This window comes from Candidatus Bathyarchaeota archaeon (assembly GCA_018396705.1).
In the GTDB taxonomy this organism is placed as follows: domain Archaea; phylum Thermoproteota; class Bathyarchaeia; order Bathyarchaeales; family Bathycorpusculaceae; genus DRVP01.
The window spans coordinates 270,256-287,902 of the sequence record JAGTQZ010000002.1; the positions used below are offsets into that span (position 1 = coordinate 270,256).

Below are 17,647 nucleotides of genomic sequence, written 5' to 3' on the forward strand. Positions count from 1 at the left end.
CGAGACCATTGATTTTGGGACATTTGGAGTTTGAGGCTCTCGGAAACAGCTAGCCGCTTTGAAGTTGGCACACCAAGCACTGTGAGCTTTATAGGTGCCGCCGAAGCCGTAAAACTGCTGTTAAATTTCGGAATCGAAAACATAGAAAAACAAGTACTGAAACTAACGGACTATCTCATCGAGAAAATAAGACTCTTAGATTAAAGCTTCAAACCCCGGAAGAACCGCAGCATCGCTCCGGAATAGTGAACTTTAAAATCGACAAGCCTAAAGAAGTTTTGGAAAGCTTAAAACGCAACAAGATTGTTGTCTCCGCTAGAGCCAATGGGATAAGGGTTTCACCTCATTTCTACAACACAGAATTGGAAATAGACAAGCTTATAGAAGAAATCAAAAAGCATATAGGCTTAATGTCAATCTAAACTAGAAGAGAAAAATGGCTTCTGGGAAACAATTATTTTCGTCTTCACAGAATCCAGGGAGGGCTGTTAATTTTGTTGAGAGAAAAAGGCGCAAAAATTACATGGGGCAAGTGTTTTCAGTCATGTTCGCTTGTGAAGCTTAATTCTGGATACTGTGGCACTTGTCTGCCTTCGCCTTTTTGTGGTAGGGCCTCAAGCTTCACTATCTTGCACGTTCCAATGAGGTCTTCCCTATTTTCTTCGATGACTTTTGCGTATTCGGTGTTTCCAGCGTAAACCCTAACCAGTTTTATGGGCGCATTTAGGGGCTTACGCTTTTCAGCCTTGTCTCGTCTGATTTCGGATATAAGCGCAATCAATAAGTCGCCTTCCTTTTCAGCTTTTTCGTCTATGCGGCTTGGATCCACCTCTGGCCAGCGGGTTATGTGTATACTTTTCACGCCCACGTATTCGGCGTACATGTATTGGTAGATTTCCTCTGTTATGTGGGGTGTTATGGGTGCCAACAACTGAAGTATACGATACAAAACTGTGTAAAGCGTGTATTGGGCTGCTTTCCGTTTAGCTTCACCATAAACTTCAGGCTTGTATAGGCGGTCTTTAACAGCTTCAATATATTGGTCGCAGAAGACATGCCAAGCAAAGTTTCGAACTTCTTCAACAGCTATGTTAAACTGGCATTTTTCAAGAGCTTCAGTAACCCGCTGTGTTAGCTTCTCCATCTTACTTAGAATCCATCTATCTAACAACCGGAGTTCATATCCGCTGCCACCAGGCTTGAAGTCGGCAAGTTGACTGCCAACGAAGCGAGCGGCATTCCAAAGCTTGGTTAAGAAACGCCGTCCATATTCTACGTCCGGCCAGCGGAATGGAATGTCTGAGCCTGTGGCTCCCCCCGCTGCAGCCCATTGCCTTGCAGCGTCTGCGCCGTACTTGTTGAGGACTTCAGGTGTTGCCACATAGTTTTTGAGGGATTTACTCATTTTTCTGCCATCCGAACCAAGCACCATGCCATTTATGAGGCAGCTCTTGTAGGGCTTCTCGTCGAATAGGGCTAGATGCCTAACCATAAGGTAATAGGCCCAAGTGCGAATGATATCCACACCTGAGGGATGCATGTCCGCCGGGAAAAGCCTCTTCCAGTCTTGGCGGTCAGGCCAACCCGCGTGCACCGCACATGTTATTGACGAGTCCATCCATGTGTCCAGCACGTCGGTTTCAGGGATAAAATCGCGGCATCCGCATTTTGGGCAAGCCTCTATGCGGGGCTTTTCAAGCTTGGGGTCTACGGGAACCCAGCTTTCATCGGCTAGTATGGTTTCGCCGCAGTTTTTACAGTACCATATGGGGATTGGGGTAGCGAAAACCCTTTGGCGGCTTATCACCCAATCCCAGTCCAGTGAACGCGCCCAGTCTATGAGACGATACTTCATATAGTCCGGGTACCAGACAACCTCGTGGGCTGCCTTCTCCACGCTATCGGTCAGTATGCGGGTTTTCATAAACCACTGTTTGCGCTCCAGAATCTCGATGGGCGTGTCGCATCGTTGGCATAAGCCTATCTCCTGCCTTACCGGCTCAATTTTTTCCAGAAGCCCCTTCGCCTTTAAGTCTTCAACTATGGCTTTTCTGGCTTCCTCAATTGTTAAGCCTCTATATTTTCCACCATTCTCATTTATAAGCCCGTTTTCCGTCAGAATCATGATTACAGGCAAATTGTGCCTTTTAACTGTGCGAACGTCTTCCTTGTCGCCGTAGGTGCAGATCATCACAATGCCCGTGCCATAGGATGGGTCTACGGCGTCGTCTGGAATAATTTCCACGGTGCGATTCGCAAAAGGCACGGTTACGCGTTTTCCAATATACTTGTTGTAGCGAGCGTCCGTTGGATTCACGGCTACAGCTACGCAGGCGGGAATAAATTCTGGGCGGGTTGTGGCTATCAGCAGGTATTCGCTGCCCTCTGCCAGTGGAAAGCGTATATAGTGCAGTCGGCCTTCACGTTCTTCATATTCCACCTCAGCATCTGCAATGGCTGTTTCACATCTTGGACACCAATTCACAGGATGCGTGCCCTGGTAAATGTAGCCCTTCTTGTAGAGGATTATGAAGCTTAGCTGGGTGCGCCTCCAATAGTCCGGATCCATGGTGCGGTACTCGGTTGTCCAATCCACGCTGCAGCCTAAGCGTATAATGCCCTCCTTCATTAAGGCAATGTACTTCTCTACAAGCCGCATACACAAGCTTCGAAACTTGTCAGGTGGCAGATCGCGCTTGCGAATTTTATGCTCCTTTTCCACCTGGACTTCTATGCCCAAACCGTGACAATCCCAGCCCTGAGGGAAAAACACGTTAAAGCCTTTCATGCGCTTATAGCGGGCTACAACGTCAAAGTATGTCCAGTTCAGGACGTTGCCCATGTGGAACTCGCCGGAGGGGTAGGGTGGAGGGGTATCAATACTGAAAGTTGGCCGTGTATAATCATTCCAGTCGAAGCGATACACACCCCAGTCTTCCCAAAGCTTTTGCCATTTACGTTCAATGGCTAATATGTCAAACTCTTTAGGCAAAGGCTTCATGCCAGACATCCTATGAAACTTCAACTTTGGAAAAGATAAATATACCAGTAGATAACAATTACTCTGCCAAGGGTCTGGGGGAGCTGGGCGGTGACCCGGCTGAGAGGACTGCTGAGCGCGGTCGACCCCTAGAACCTGACCCGGGTAATACCGGCGGAGGGAAAGACCTTGAATGAGAAAAAAGTAGAGCCCAAAATTAGTTCTTCAACCAAGATAATTGCTGAAGTTGTCACCTTTGTGGCGTTGGCAACAGCTCTCAGCTACATCAAAGTTTTCAGTCTTCCCCAAGGCGGGTCTGTGACAGCTGGCTCCATGGTGCCAATTCTCTGGTTGACGTTGCGAAGAGGACCAAAAATCGGTTTGTTCGCAGCTGCTGTTTACGGGCTTGTACAGTTGGCTGTGGAACCATTTATTGTTCATCCATTGCAAGTAATTTTAGACTATCCTTTGGCTTTCGGCGCCCTTGGACTAGCTGGGTTTTTCAGAAACCGCCCCTTTGTAGGCGTGAACGTGGGCATTTGGGGACGCTTCATAGCTCATTTCATCTCAGGAGTAATTTTCTTTGCCAACTATGCGCCTGAAGGCATGCATCCAGTCGTCTACTCAGCCATATACAATGGAAGCTACATTCTGCCGGAACTAGCCATAAGCATCTATATCATACTTCTCTTGCAAGAAACAAAAATCCTCAACGTATTCCTCTAAAAGAGGTTTATGGAATGGTTAAACTGAAAACTGGAATTAAAGGCTTTGACGAGCTTATAGGCGGCGGCATCGAATCCGGCTCACGCAACATTCTTTACGGTCCGCCAGGAACTGGTAAATCCGTCTTTGCCATGCACTTTCTTTGGCAAGGATTGCTTGAAGGCGAAACGGTGGCTTATGATGTTATGGATAAACCTTTCCAAAGGCTTATAGCCTACTTCAAGTTCTTCGGCTGGGACATCGAACCATACATCGAGAAAGGCAGGTTTATCGCTATTCAAGCGTTTCCCCATTTTGAGCCTTACCTAAAGGACCCGCGGGTAATCTACTTTAACCTTCAAGATTTTGAGGAGATGAAACACATTGACAGACTGCTTTCCGAAAAAGGTGTAACAAGGTTTGCCGCCGGAGACTTCAGCGAACAGCTTTTCGCCTTATACGATTTACGATACATGGAGTCCGTTGAGGATTGGACTATTAACTGGTGCCACTACGACAACATAGTCAACATCGACATTATGACGGCGGCAACCCAGAAAGACATAACTGTCCAACGGGCTGTGGACCTAGACTTCAACAAAGCGCATAACATCTTCTTTTTCAGATTTAATGAGAAAAAACGTTGTCGGGAACTCCGCATATCAAAATGGAGGGGTGCGAGCACCCGCTGGAGTGGATTCCCTTCCGCATAACAAGCTACGGCATAGAACTACTAAGGGAAAAATAACATGGGAAAACTTGACCCGAAAAACCTTGAAAAACTGTTGAAATGTGTTAAGGCGGATAGTCGCGTCGTTGTCCCACCTATGCTCGGCTATGATTCTGGAGTGCATTGGATAGGCGACAAGTGGCTTGTCGTCTCCACAGACCCGTGCATAAGTGTGCCGGAAAAATGGTTTGGATGGCTCCTAATCAATTATGCAGCCTCAGACGTAGCTATTTTCGGGGCGAAACCCCAATTCTGCACCATAAATCTCCTCGGACCCTTAGAGACAAAACCTAAAATCTTCCAAAAGATTATGCGGCAAGCATGCAAAGCAGCCGAAGAATTGAGCATGGCCATAGTGACAGGACACACGGGCACATATAATGGCCTGTCAACACTCGTGGGAGTCTGCACGGCCTATGGCACCGTAGAAAAGGAGAAGCTTAAAACACCTAGTAACGCTAAACCAGAGGATTTGATCATCTGCACGAAACCTCTGGGTTTAGAAATAGCCATAAACCTCGCCTTGATGAAGAGAGATTTAGCTGAAAAAATTTTTGGAGCCAAGCGAACTCGCGATTTAAGGAGGCTTATAACGATTCAAAGTTGTGTTGAGGAGGCGCTTGCACTGGCGGAAATTAACGGCGTCCATGCCATGCATGACTTGACAGAAGGTGGATTGACGGCTTCGCTGAACGAGATGGCTGAAGCCTCAAAACTTGGTTTCAAAATCAAATTCGAAAAAATCCCAATATGCCCAGAAGCCCAAAAACTTAAAGAAGTTTTTGGTCTTTCAAATAGACAACTGCTCTCCATGTCTTCAACAGGCGCAGTTCTAGTCGCCGTCGACCCGCAGGTTAAAGACGAAGTGGAAAAACTGTTAATGAAATATAAATTGAAAGCTCATTGCATAGGAGTTTTCACAGAGGACAAAAGTCGCACAATTACGGTAGGCGGAAGGGTAAAACGGTTTCCAGAAAAAGCCGAAGACCCATATGAGGAATTTTTCATCAGCATGCCATAAAGTTAAACTCTTTATTTCATACATTAAAATTCTTCAGAATTAAAATGTTGATTTGCAGATTTTGAAAATTTTTATATTTTATATAATTGTTATTATGTTAATCTAAGTGTACCTCTCAGTGAGGTTTGTGTTATGCCAATTGCCGTAAGAGTAAGGGATGTTATGACTGAAGGACTTATATCTGTGGAGAAAACAGAGCCCGTTATAAAGGCTATTAACTTAATGGTTGAAAAAGACATAGGTGCGGTGGTGGTCACGGAAAAGGGGAAGCCTGTTGGAATATTGACAGAAAGAGACATCATGAAGAAAGTTTGTCCAAAGGAACTTTGCACGCGAAAGGTGTCTGTTGGAGAGATAATGAGTCAGCCGCTTATAACGGTGGACGCAGATGCGAAACTTGGTGAAGCTGCATCTCTGATGATAGAGAAAGGTGTTAGAAGACTATTGGTTGCAGAAAAGGGAAAAATTGTGGGCATAGTAACACAAAGAGACCTAATGAGAGGAACTCTTGACACATTTGTGGCCTTGAGCATGATGAGCCCGCCTACAAACACGCTAATTACTAAGAAAAGCTGATTTGTCTTTAACTCCTCCTTTTTGTTATGCTCCCTAAAACATTTCAGCTTTTAATGTCCATTTTGTAGCGTTTAAGTGTCTAGTTGCGTCATCTTTAGAAGTTTAAAAATTGAATACCATTTAAATTGTGGTGGGAATTTTTAGCTTTTTGGAAATCCAGCCCCAAACTCCGTTTGGAAATAGGAACAGTATGGCCAATATTGCTATTCCTTGTATGAGTGGAGTTAATCCGGTGAACCCCGTTGTGAGACTTGTTAATTCAACGGAGATTATTGAGCCTAAAATTGGGCCAAGTATTCTACCATGCGCACCTATAAATGATATGAATATTATAGTGATAGACCAGAGGGCTGAGAAACCGACAAATGGATCTATATAACTTGTATATTGTATGTAGATGCTTCCTGAGAGACTTAAGAAAATAGCGCTTAGTATAAAGCATAATGCTCTTAAAGTGAAAATGTTTATCCCAAACTCGGATGCTGCTAATTCATCACTGCCTATGGCTCTTAAAGCGTATCCTATTTTGGATTTATAAAGAAGGTATACAGCTATCGTTGAGATAAAAGCTAGCAATAGCGCCCAGTAATACAAAAGAGGAAGGGGAAGAGAAAGTCTACTTGGAAGGGTTATGCCCGCCCCGCCGCCAACGTAATCCCATGCGCTGAAAATTTTGGAAAAAAGTTCACTAACAATGATGCTTCCTATAGCAAAGTACATGCCTTTCATTCTAAGTAGCGGGATACATAAACCTGCAGCGAGTAGAGCGCCAATTCCTCCAGATAAGAGAAACGTACCCCAAAAGGGAACGTTGTAACGTATCATTGCAATAGCTGCAGTATATGCTCCGATGGCCATGAACATTTGAGGGGCCAGAAAAACCATGCCAGCGTGAAATGACATGAAATTCCACCATTGAGCCGCAGCTATGTAAAATAGAATTAAGACAAGATCCATCAAAACAATCTTACCCGCTACGGAGGGAATCATTGATAGTAATGCCATGATTACAATTAACGTAAGGGTAATTTGCTTGGCTTTGGGATGTACAATAATGCTTTTCATCACTTACTCCTCACTCTTGAAAATTCCTGTAGGACGTATACAGAGAGTGACTGTGATAACTAAATACACTGCGGCAGTCTGATAGAGTATGCCAAAAAAGAAACCTGCCAGAACATAAACTAACCCCAAAATCAAGCTGCCAACAATTGTGCCCTTAACGTGTGTAAATCCCCCAATTATAACTACTCCAATAGCAAGGCTCATGTATTCAAAACCCGATGCTGGAGAAAACTGGTAAAGTAATCCTAAAATTGTGCCGCCTATTGCAGCCAGCATCGTAGCTAGTCCCATCGCATAATTATAAACTTGCTTAGGGTCTATTCCCAACATTTTAGCCGCTTCAGCATCCACAGGAACAGCTCTCATAGCTCTGCCAAGCAACGTTTTCTTCAAAAATAAGTGAAGCGCAACGAACACAACAATAGCTAATGCTAGACTTATCAAATACAAAAGGGGAATTTCCAAGAAGCCCAACCTTACAGCTTGACGATAATGCTCAAGATATAAGCTTCTTTCGTCAACTGTGAAAATTAGTTGCAATGCGTTCTTGACAATGAAGCCTAAAGCAAAGGTTATGATAACTACTCTAGTTATGTCCCCTGGAAGAAATCTGTTGATCAGAAATTTTTGAACGCCAAATCCCAGCAAGAACATTATAGCAAGCACTACGGGCATTACAAGAAGTGGATCTAACCCGAAAAATGTTAAGAAGACAAAACATAGGTAAGCAGAGAGAACAGCGTAATCTCCATGTGTCAAATTAACAATTCTCATCACGCCACGCCATATGAAGGCACCTAGACCTAAACATGCAAAAACTCCGCCCAAAGTTATGCCTCGAATTATCAGAGATATCAAGATCAGCACGTCCATTTTAATGACCCCCCAAATACGTTTTCCAAACATATTCGCTGTTCAATAGTTCCTTAGGTTCACCTTCCATTCTTATTCTGCCACCTTCAAGCACATATGCCCAATCGGAAACTTCAAGAATCTGCCTAACATTTTGATCTATACATATAACACTTACGCCCATATCCCGGATTTTCTTAACGATATCCAACAAGTTTAGGAAAACTTTCGGCGCGAGACCAAGCGATAATTCATCTATTAATAATAGCTTTGGATTCGTAACAAACGCCCTTGCAATGGCAAGCATTTGTTGTTGGCCACCGCTTAATTTGCAGGCAAGTTGATTTTGCCGCTCTTTCAGAATTGGGAAAATGTTAAATACTTGCTCCAAGCGGTCTTGCATTTTCTTTCTCTCTTCTTTGAAGGGATAGAAAGCCAACTCAAGATTTTCCCTAACAGTTAAATTGCTAAATAAACGTCTTCCTTCTGGAAGTATTGTTATACCCCTTTTAATTCTCTCAGCTGGTGATAGATGATTTATTTTTTCACCTTCAAAGATTATTGACCCGGATTTAGGTGAAACTAAACCTACTATGGTTTTGCAAAGTGTAGTTTTGCCAGCACCATTAGGGCCAATTATGGCTGTTATCTGCTTATCCTTTGCCTTGAAGTTCAAGCCCCATAGAATGTGCAGGTCGCCATAATATACTTCAAGGTCTAATACCTCTAACATTCTCATCCCCTACGAGACTGGTAAACTTCCAAGATACGCGTCTATAACCTCTGGATTCTTAGCTATCTCCTCAAAAGTGCCCTCTGCTATTTTTTCACCTTGATGCATCACAAGAACACGATCAACTGTCCCGCGTATCGCTCGCATGTTGTGTTCCACCAGCATAACAGAAACTCCACCATCCCTAACCTTTTTTACAAGCTCCTTGCAATTGTCAATTTCGACGGGATTTAACCCGGCAAACGGTTCATCAAGCAATAGCAACTTTGGTTCAGCAGCTAATGCTCTCGCAATCTCCAACATTTTGATTTCGAAGGCGGTTAATCCACCTATGGGTACTGCCTCTTTATTTTGCAGTCCTACAAGGTTGAGAAGCTTTAAGCTTTTTTCCCGTGCGGTTTTAATGTCGTTTCCAGGTCCAAATAAGCTGCCAATCATGACGTTTTCCAGCACGGTAAGCTTTCCATACGGTCTTGGGATTTGATGGGTTCTAGCCAGCCCAAGTTTACAAATTTTGTACGGAGGCATATTGGTAATGTCATGTCCAAGAAAGGTTATTCTTCCGGAATCAGCTTTTATAACACCGGACAAAAGATTGAAAAGAGTTGTTTTACCAGCACCATTTGGGCCTATTAAACCCAAAATTTCCGACTTACCAAGTTCAAAACTAAAATTTTTAACAGCGGTTACACATCCAAAGGATTTTGTTAAATTTTTGACCTCAAGTATCAATTATAATGACGCCCCATTACACAGTTTAAATTAGTTGCCGCTTGGAAAATAAAAAATGAGGGAGAGATTGGACTATCCCCCTGTGGGTATTGGCTCATGAACTGTTACGGACACATCCTTAAACATGTTGTAAACTATGACGTTTTCCCAGTCCCACTTTGTCCCTCTGACCCATTGCCCTATGAAGACGGGTACCGAATGCCAATGCTCCTTCATTGTAACGACACCTGGATAGTTTGCAAACAGAGGTTGTAAATCGGTTGGTATTGCCTTCTTGAACTTGATGTGGCCGAAAATTGTGTCTAAATCAGTTTCAGCTATGGCATCCCTCACTTTTTCTCTGTCAACAGTCCCCGCCCTAGTAAAAGCATCCACAGCTATTTCAAAGAGCGTGTGCAGAAAGCCTATACTCGCTTGATAAAATTCATTGTTTTCTTGTTCGTATAGGTCAGCCCACTCGCTTGCACTCTGCCCGGTTATGCTTGACTTGAATGGTAGTTCCCTGCTCCAGTGCCATTCACACATGATTCCTAGTGGCAGATCTCCGCCCAGCGTCTTAATTTGTGTGTAGGTGTTGAATCCTCTTGATGATATGAAATATTTTGGCTTGAATCCGAGCTCTTGGCTTTGTGTCCAGAAGGCGTTAAACTCTGTAGTTCCACTGTTACCTATGACTATTTCAACTCCTTCAGCTTTAAATTGCTGAATAACAGATCCGAAGTCCTTTGTGTTCACGTCATGGAATCCGGGATGCACTATCTTTGTGTAAGGCACTCTGTTTGCATCAATTCTGTCTCTAAAGATGTTGTAGAACTTTATTCCGTCAACATCATTTCGATAGAGAGTACCTATTACTCCATTTGTTTTGCTTATGAGGCTATTAATTAACTTGACTTGAGATTCAATCATGATGTTTTCTGCGTAGTGAACGTTGAATGTCCATTCATATGGTCCGCCTTCAGCCCACGATAAGATAGGACACATTGACGAGAGGCAGGGTACTCCATATTTTTCAGCTTGCGTAACTGCTGGCAGTACAAAGGCTGGAGTGAAAGTCGCAATTAGCAGGTGAACACCATCCTTGGTTATTAAGTCGGCAGCCACTGATGCGGAAATGCTTGAATCACTTTGACAATCTTTGAGAATTATGTCTACTGGTATTTTCTTTCCATACTCCGCCAGATAAATTCCACCCTCTTTGTTGATGGCTTCCTTCATTTTTTGGGCAACCCATGGAACAGGTTTGGCGTGTGCAGCTGCGCCTCCCGTTAGCGGAGCAACCCATCCGATTTTTATAGAATCAGGGGCAGGTGGGCCTTGCGTGGTAGAGGTAGTGGTCGTAAGATAGTAGTAAACTGCTCCTAGTATCGCTATGACAACTATCACAACAATGATAGCTGCTTGAAGCTTTGTTATAGCACGAGTATTCATGTCCATGACCACCTGGAAGCCTTTTACATTAGGAAAAGCCCTATATAAAAATTTACTTCCATCATAATCTGGTTTTTTATAAGATAAGCCTCTGAAGTAGGAGAAGCAATAGAGATAAGGTGTTTCATCCTAGTTTTGCTGACTTTTCTACGAGTTCCACAATATTTCTTACTTGTATAGTTGACCCCGCGGATTCAAGGGCTGTTTTGAATGCATACTCGCACCATGGACATGCAGTAACTAGAGTTGAAGCCTCTACTGATGTAACATCCTTAATTCTCTCCCTCGTTGTCCACGTCATGTATTCTGGATAGGCCATCATGACTCCCCCACCGGCACCACAGCACCATGCATAGTTTTTGTTTCTCTCCATTTCTCTGAAATCTAATCCTTCAATAGCCTTGATGATATTTCTGGGCGCGTCATAGACTCCGCATAATCTTCCAAGATTGCAAGGATCATGATATGTCACAGTCTCTTCGGGTAGTTTTCCAAGATTCAATTTTCCATTTTTCACAAGCATATCCACGTATTCAGTGATGTGGAATATTTCAGCTTCGATGTTTCCCACACGTGGATAATATCGTTTAAACGCATTATATGCATGAGGGTCTGGTGTAACTATCTCTTTTACGCCAATTTCATTGAAAATTTTAATATTTCGTTCTGCAAGTTCCTCAAACAGTCCGCTTTCTCCAAGTTGTGCCGCATATAAGCCGTCGTCTAGCTCATCTTCAAGCAGGCCAAAATCAACATTGGCTTTGTTTAGAACCCGTGCAATGGATTTTATAGCGTCGCGGACAAGTGGTTCTAAAGCGTACATGCTGCCGGTGTATAATAAAACATCAGCCTTTTGTCTGGGCAAGCGTTTAACTTGGAATCCTAACTCCTCTGTCCACTTAAGCCTCTCTTCCTTTCTTGCAATACTGAATGGGTTCCCGTACCGCAGCAGACTTTCAAGGGCGTTTCTATGGGCTGGAATCCTCAAAAATCCTTCTTCAATACATATTCGTCTGAGTTCCTCAACAATACTAACGTGATCAAGTTCGTCGATTTCTGAAACTTTCATGAATACGGGGAAATGAATCACGCAGACTTCGTGGCATCCTCCGCAAAGGTTACACTTATAAATTATTTCAGCAAACTTTTCATCAATAGCTATACGACCTTCCAGAAGAGCTTGCGCAGCGCTTAAGATTCCTCTGATCGAATAGCTTTCCCATGAATGTTTTGGATACTCATGTAGCGGGCATATTTTGTTTATGCCTCTGTCGTTGAACACTGGATGTTTGCACCAGCTAACTCTTGCGCATCGGTATATTTGCTTAGCAAAATTCTCCAAAACCATTTTGACACCTACAAGCCGAGTATTCCAGGGGCCATAATTCCGTTAGGATCAATTACACTCTTAATCTTCTTCAGTAATGTGTAGTATTCGCCGAACTTGTGCATTTGGTCAGCCCATAAAGTTCCCATTCTATAGGGGCATGCTCCAATTTCCATGAGGCTTGTCTTTAGAAAGTTCCATGCTTTCAAAGCTTTTTCCACCTCCGCGGTGTTGCTGGGATCGAAATATGTAACGACAACCGCGACCAAGCTTCTGTCGCAAAGGAAGCCCCCTGCGCCTACCGTGAGTCCGAAGTTTTCTTTAACCTCTTTTGCAAGTTTCTCTATTGCCTTATAGTATTGGCCTATTTCGCCCACAGGCACATGCATTGGCAAGATAACTCTCATGCCGAGTTTGTATCCGAATAGGCCTACCCACCTATACCTTTCATTCCACGTGTCCCTTGAAAGATCAGGCCCTAAATAAGTGCCTTTCTCTCCGGCAATCTTCATCAATCTTTCCATTTCAATTTTAAGCTCCTCTTGTGTGTTGGCTTCTACCACAAATTTTATGGTGTGAAGCCACGGTGCTTTATCCGGAAAGAGTTTGTCCAGAGTCCACCCCGGAGATAAGTACGTATATATCGTCGGTATCCTGCTTCTGCGAACTGCGTAAATGGCTTTGCCAGCGTCCTCTATATCTTTGTACCCGAATGTAGCAAATCCCATCGCTCCAGGAAGCTCCTCTATTTTGAGGGCAACTTCTACTATAATGCCGAGTGTGCCCTCTGATCCGCAGAAAAGCCCGGTTAAGTCATTGGCTAAGGCATACCTGTAAAAGTGGCCGTGAGCTTTCGGATTAGCCATTGAGCCTGTCGTTATAATTTCTGCTGTGGGTAAAACCACCTTACAACCAATAACGGTATCACCCATGTTTGAGAAGTATGGCCCTGCACCCCACCCGGTACCATGAGTTACAAAATTGCCGCCGACGGTTCCGCTAATGCCATTTTCAGGAGCCATCAAAAATCTGAATCCACGTTTACCGAGCACCGCTTCAAGTTCGCTGAAAGTTATGCCGGGCTCGACGATGCATGAGAGTGTACTTTCATCTATGTTAATTACTCTGTTCATTCTGGCCAAATCAACGATCACGCCGCCGTTTTTTGCTGGTACAGAGCCCCATAAACTCGTGCCACCGCTTCTCGGATATAGAGGGGTTTTGGTCTTGTTAGCCCACCTAACTATTTCTTGCACTTCTTCCGTTGAATTGGGCCGAACGACAGCAATAGGGATTGCGCCTTTCAGAGGCGTAGCGTCCCTTGTATATGTTAACATTGCCGGGGTGCTGTCTAGAACGTTATCTGCGCCGACAATGCCCTTTAATTCCTCAATTTTTTTCGCGCTTTCCATGAAAACCCGCACGTTACTTTTTGACAGTGTTTTTTAAATAATTGACGTAGTCAGCCACTCCATCTTTCACGGTGTATTTTGGCTTATAATTCAACTCTTTTCTTATTCTGCTGGCATCAACCAAAACTCTAGGCGTCTCGTCGCCGGGTTGCACTTCTATCTGGGCGTTAGGCAATTGCTCTTTAACATAGTTGGCTAAATCCCTCAGTGAAACCGCCTCATCACATGTGTTAAAAATACAGTGTTCATAACGTTTAACGTTGAGGCCGAACCATAAAACGTTGGCTGCCTCCTTAACATACTGTGGAACTATCCTGGTATCACCCTTCGACACTACAACTTTCTTACCTAGCACCGCGTCCTCGAAGAGAGATACAAGTATATCCATGAAGCCCAGTCGATCACGTCCGGGACCGAAAACAAGGCCAAGCCTTAAGCCCAAAATGTCCAAGCCATAGGTTTCCCTGTAAAATTGGGTGCTAAACTCGTTGACTACATAGCTTATACCATGTCCAACCTTAGGTCTTAAAGGCGCTTCTTCATCCACTCTAGATTGTGAATAAAGATTTGGTGGACCCAGTTGAGAATATGAACTAGCCCAAACAAGCCTTTTTATATCCATCAACCTAGCAGTTTCCAGAACATTTAGGAAACCTTCAATCATCGTCTTTACAACACTAGAAGGTGTCCATGGAGGCCTTTCAGCAGCCACATAGGCCATATACTGCACATCATATTTTTTCACAACATCCATTATCTCATTTATCTCAGTAATTGAGCCCCTTTCAATTTTGACCTTTTCTTTGACATCAATAATCTTGGAGGGATCTCCCGACCTGCTGAGAGTTATAACTTCCACCCCTTCGTTTAAGAGTCTGCGAACAAGGTGAGATCCTACAAAGCCTGTTCCTCCAATTACTAAACAGTTCATTTAGATCGACCTCCAGAGAGGTTTGGTTAGAAACGAAGACTTAAATATAAGTTTTTACGCGGATAAGTGACAAATTTGGGAGGCAAAGGTTTAAGATTATTCCTTTTACGAAGCGAGTTTTAACTATTTCAAAGTTAATTCATTGTTGTAATAGTGCATATTCCTCTTCCAATTCTAGTTCCTTTATCTTTTCTTTGGCGGGTGTACCATTTTTTTGCCAACCCATCAGCTTGTAAAACTCTTCTAAAGTTTTTTCTAAGAGGTTTCGATCGATGGTTTTCCCTTTGGACGGCCCATCAGGCAATGGTTCATAAAAACGTGATGGCCATGCATCATCTTCCCTTGTTGCGCCCATGCGAATGTTATACATTCTCTGGAGTGTAAATATTCGTTCACCTGCTTTCATGAGTTCCTCCGCGCTCATGTCTATTCCCGTTGCTGTCGTGTATAGTTTTGCATAGTGCGATGGGCCAAGGGCGTCTAAGGACATGGAAGCAAATATGCACATGCCTAATGCATTCATGATTGTTGTCAGCAGAGAATACCATTTTGTCATTAGGGCTTTTCCCTTGTAAAGTGAATCGTTTATCACTGGTGGGTCGCCGAAAATTTCCATTTTCACTTTTTTCGGCATATCTAGCCATTCAACTAACTTTTTGTCTTCAATCTCCTTACAGAAAAATTTCCCCTCAATTCCGAAATGCGTGGTTCTAACATTGTCCCCACCCCTTGGATTGACCAGTATGCCCATGTTCCAAGCGACTGCTCCAACTCTTGGATCGTTGCCCATCAACTCCATTTTTTTAACGGCTATAGCTGCCTTTTTTGAGTCTCCCCCTATTTTTTCGGCAGCTTTAATAATGCCTTCAGCAAGTAGTCCTCCGATTTGCTCTTTAAATGCTATTTTACGGAGCATTTCAAAAACTGCTTCAGCATCTCCCCATTTTAACTGCAAACCAGCATCACGCTCGGTTATTAGACCCCGCTCATATAGTTCCATAGCAAAAGCGACGGCGCACGCAGCAGAAGCTATATCTAATCCGAATCTGTGGCATAGTTCCTTACATTTCCATATCGCTGGGAGATCATTTATTTCACATTTTGCGCCAAATTCGAATACGGGCATTATGAAGGTCCCACTGCTTATTTTTAACCCCTTAAACTTGCCTTCTCTAACCTCCACTTGATGGAAGCATTGAACAGGGCAGTTTGCGCAACCTATCTTCCTCAAGTCCACTTGACCCCTTGGTGTGACATAAGGCACAATTGCTTCAAGGGTTCTTGTTTTAAGCCAGTTTTCAATAACCGTGGTTTGCCAGTTTCTCCCAGGAAGCACCCCCTTTCTAAAGGCGCCTTCAGACACTGGAAGGGAGGCATAGTTGCTCCAAGTTTTATAAGAAGGATCCGAAACTATACGTTTTAAAGCTTCATTCACTGCATCCTTAAACTCCTTTGGCTTTGCTACTTGTACTTTCTTTTTGCCATGAACTGCTATTGCTTTAACCTTCTTTTTGCCTAAGACCGCTCCGCAGCCGGTACGTCCAGCTGCATGATACTTGTCAACCATTATACATGCATATCTGACTAGGTTCTCACCAGCCGGACCGATGGCCATAACACTTATTTCTTCGTCATCGACTTCCTTAGAAAGCTCCTTTTTCAATTCGTCGGTGGTTTCCAACGTGTCACGCTTGGCCCATAGGTGGCCTGCGTCACGTATTTCCACGGAATCCTCATTAATCCACAGATAAACCGGATTCTTAGACTCGCCTCTCAGAATTATCATATCATAGCCAGCTTTCTTCAAGTGGGTCGCCCAGAAACCGCCAACATTTGAGCATCCAATTAGGCCGGTAAGCGGCGATTTAGTTATCAAATCAGTCCGACAAGCCATAGGCGCTCCGGTGGCGATCAACGGACCGGCTGTAATTATGAGAATGTTCCTTTCGTCAAAGGGGTCTATATCAGGCCCAACCTCATCATAAAGCAGTTTTGTGGCTAAGCCTGTGCCTCCGATGAACTTTCTAATTAAGCGGCCTTCAATAGACTTCTTTTTTATATCACCAGAATTCAGATTAACGTCAAGAAAGTAGCCGGTAAATCCTCCTTGAATCACCTGACAACCCCGAACCTATTCATCCATGACGGGCAAATCTTTGTCCTTGCTGGCCTTTATAGGCTTTTCCCTTTAACGGTCTTTATCAACATAACGTCACTGAGGAAGACTGGTTAGTAACCTTTAAACGCTTTGATAGGGAAGCAAGTTGCAGTCCTCCAAAAAGTTTTTACTCCCTTTTAGATACTCTATTTGGTGTGGTTGCATTGGATGTTAAGCTTCTTGTGGATGGTGAAGAGATAAGCCTAAACAAGTTCGTGATTGAGATTTTGGGCGGGACTATTGTTGGAGCTGTCAGCGCTTTGCAGGGTATTAAAAGGGACTGGAAGGAGATTAGGATAGAGATAAAGCGTTGAAAGTGGTTCTGCATGATCTCTGAAGAACATAAGAGGCATTTACAAGAAGAGTTTGCCAGTGGACTGCAGAATCCCGTTAGACTTATTGTTTTTACGCAAAAGTACGAGTGCCCGTACTGCGCGCAGACCAGAAGCCTCATTGAAGAATTAGCTGGTCTAAGTGACAAGATACGCCTTGAAGTCTATGATTATGTGGCTGACGCTGACAAGGCTAAAGCTTATGGCATAGACAAAGTTCCAGCCATTGCAATTGTAGGCGAAAAGGATTATGGTTTAAGGTTCTATGGTTTACCCTACGGCTACGAGTTTGGAACTCTCCTAGACGGCATAATCAGCGTCTCGCGAGGTAGGGCAGATATTCTTGAAGAGACCCGAGAGAAACTTAAACGCGTAAAAACGCCTGTTCATATCCAAGTTTTCGTCACTTTAACCTGTCCCTACTGCCCTGCCGTGGCGAGTTTAGCATTCAAGTTTGCTATTGAAAGCGACATGATCAAGGCTGACGTAATTGACGTCAGCGAGTTTCCCCACATTGGACACAAGTATGGGGTCATGGGCGTACCGAAGACGGTTATAAACGAGAAAGTGGAATTTCTTGGAGCCGTTCCAGAAGATGTTTTCCTAGAACATGTTTTGCTGGCTGCTCGTCGTCCAGAGTACGTGCTTTAACCAACCTTCAA

General features: G+C 43.8%; 18 protein-coding genes and 1 riboswitch. Of the genes, 8 read left to right on the plus strand and 10 right to left on the minus strand.

The window, feature by feature from the left end; translation table 11 throughout:
- Positions 1-30: 30 nt before the first annotated feature.
- A complete protein-coding gene (locus tag KEJ24_02280; protein MBS7646653.1) occupies positions 31-204 on the plus strand; it encodes an aminotransferase class V-fold PLP-dependent enzyme in 174 nt (57 codons plus the stop codon).
- A 41-nt stretch (positions 205-245) separates the two neighbouring features.
- Positions 246-422 carry a hypothetical protein gene (locus KEJ24_02285; protein ID MBS7646654.1) on the plus strand — a complete coding sequence of 59 codons (177 nt, stop codon included), beginning with the start codon at positions 246-248 and terminating at the stop codon, positions 420-422.
- A gap of 116 nt (positions 423-538) precedes the next feature.
- Here KEJ24_02285 and KEJ24_02290 read toward each other — a convergent pair whose 3' ends face one another.
- Positions 539-2,992: a valine--tRNA ligase gene (locus KEJ24_02290; GenBank protein ID MBS7646655.1), complete on the minus strand. Its 2,454-nt coding sequence runs from the start codon at positions 2,990-2,992 to the stop codon at positions 539-541.
- Positions 2,993-3,067: 75 nt separating this feature from the next.
- A riboswitch (TPP riboswitch) is annotated at positions 3,068-3,181 on the plus strand.
- A gap of 15 nt (positions 3,182-3,196) precedes the next feature.
- On the opposite strand from KEJ24_02290, the gene thiT reads away from it, so the two are divergent.
- The 4 genes from thiT (at position 3,197) to KEJ24_02310 (ending at position 6,012) form a co-directional block, all read left to right on the plus strand.
- Positions 3,197-3,706, plus strand: a complete 510-nt coding sequence (gene thiT, locus KEJ24_02295; GenBank protein MBS7646656.1) for an energy-coupled thiamine transporter ThiT — start codon at positions 3,197-3,199, stop codon at positions 3,704-3,706.
- A gap of 14 nt (positions 3,707-3,720) precedes the next feature.
- The gene (locus KEJ24_02300; protein MBS7646657.1) at positions 3,721-4,398 is read left to right on the plus strand and encodes a hypothetical protein; all 678 of its coding nucleotides are present in this window, start codon (positions 3,721-3,723) and stop codon (positions 4,396-4,398) included.
- A gap of 36 nt (positions 4,399-4,434) precedes the next feature.
- The gene (locus KEJ24_02305; GenBank protein ID MBS7646658.1) at positions 4,435-5,436 is read left to right on the plus strand and encodes a hypothetical protein; all 1,002 of its coding nucleotides are present in this window, start codon (positions 4,435-4,437) and stop codon (positions 5,434-5,436) included.
- A gap of 132 nt (positions 5,437-5,568) precedes the next feature.
- Positions 5,569-6,012 (plus strand): CBS domain-containing protein, encoded by a 444-nt coding sequence (locus tag KEJ24_02310; GenBank protein MBS7646659.1) that lies wholly within the window; start codon positions 5,569-5,571, stop codon positions 6,010-6,012.
- Between the two features lie 120 nt (positions 6,013-6,132).
- Here the strand turns inward: KEJ24_02310 and KEJ24_02315 are convergent, their stop codons facing one another.
- The 9 genes from KEJ24_02315 to KEJ24_02355 form a co-directional block, all read right to left on the minus strand.
- Entirely contained in the window at positions 6,133-7,077 is a 945-nt protein-coding gene (locus KEJ24_02315; GenBank protein MBS7646660.1) for a branched-chain amino acid ABC transporter permease, read from the minus strand.
- A gap of 3 nt (positions 7,078-7,080) precedes the next feature.
- Positions 7,081-7,950 (minus strand): branched-chain amino acid ABC transporter permease, encoded by an 870-nt coding sequence (locus KEJ24_02320; GenBank protein ID MBS7646661.1) that lies wholly within the window; start codon positions 7,948-7,950, stop codon positions 7,081-7,083.
- Position 7,951: 1 nt separating this feature from the next.
- Positions 7,952-8,662 (minus strand): ABC transporter ATP-binding protein, encoded by a 711-nt coding sequence (locus KEJ24_02325; GenBank protein MBS7646662.1) that lies wholly within the window; start codon positions 8,660-8,662, stop codon positions 7,952-7,954.
- A gap of 9 nt (positions 8,663-8,671) precedes the next feature.
- On the minus strand, positions 8,672-9,394 hold the full coding sequence (locus KEJ24_02330) for an ABC transporter ATP-binding protein (protein ID MBS7646663.1): 723 nt from the start codon (positions 9,392-9,394) through the stop codon (positions 8,672-8,674).
- A gap of 72 nt (positions 9,395-9,466) precedes the next feature.
- Positions 9,467-10,825: an ABC transporter substrate-binding protein gene (locus tag KEJ24_02335; protein MBS7646664.1), complete on the minus strand. Its 1,359-nt coding sequence runs from the start codon at positions 10,823-10,825 to the stop codon at positions 9,467-9,469.
- Positions 10,826-10,949: 124 nt separating this feature from the next.
- Entirely contained in the window at positions 10,950-12,173 is a 1,224-nt protein-coding gene (locus KEJ24_02340) for a (Fe-S)-binding protein (protein ID MBS7646665.1), read from the minus strand.
- A gap of 8 nt (positions 12,174-12,181) precedes the next feature.
- Positions 12,182-13,564 carry an FAD-binding oxidoreductase gene (locus tag KEJ24_02345; GenBank protein MBS7646666.1) on the minus strand — a complete coding sequence of 461 codons (1,383 nt, stop codon included), beginning with the start codon at positions 13,562-13,564 and terminating at the stop codon, positions 12,182-12,184.
- 13 nt (positions 13,565-13,577) lie between these two features.
- Positions 13,578-14,495 (minus strand): NAD(P)-dependent oxidoreductase, encoded by a 918-nt coding sequence (locus KEJ24_02350; GenBank protein ID MBS7646667.1) that lies wholly within the window; start codon positions 14,493-14,495, stop codon positions 13,578-13,580.
- Positions 14,496-14,634: 139 nt separating this feature from the next.
- Positions 14,635-16,611 (minus strand): aldehyde ferredoxin oxidoreductase family protein, encoded by a 1,977-nt coding sequence (locus KEJ24_02355; protein ID MBS7646668.1) that lies wholly within the window; start codon positions 16,609-16,611, stop codon positions 14,635-14,637.
- 206 nt (positions 16,612-16,817) lie between these two features.
- On the opposite strand from KEJ24_02355, the gene KEJ24_02360 reads away from it, so the two are divergent.
- Both KEJ24_02360 and KEJ24_02365 read left to right on the plus strand, forming a co-directional pair.
- The gene (locus KEJ24_02360; GenBank protein MBS7646669.1) at positions 16,818-16,967 is read left to right on the plus strand and encodes a hypothetical protein; all 150 of its coding nucleotides are present in this window, start codon (positions 16,818-16,820) and stop codon (positions 16,965-16,967) included.
- Between the two features lie 12 nt (positions 16,968-16,979).
- Positions 16,980-17,636 carry a thioredoxin family protein gene (locus tag KEJ24_02365; GenBank protein MBS7646670.1) on the plus strand — a complete coding sequence of 219 codons (657 nt, stop codon included), beginning with the start codon at positions 16,980-16,982 and terminating at the stop codon, positions 17,634-17,636.
- Positions 17,637-17,647 lie beyond the last annotated feature (11 nt).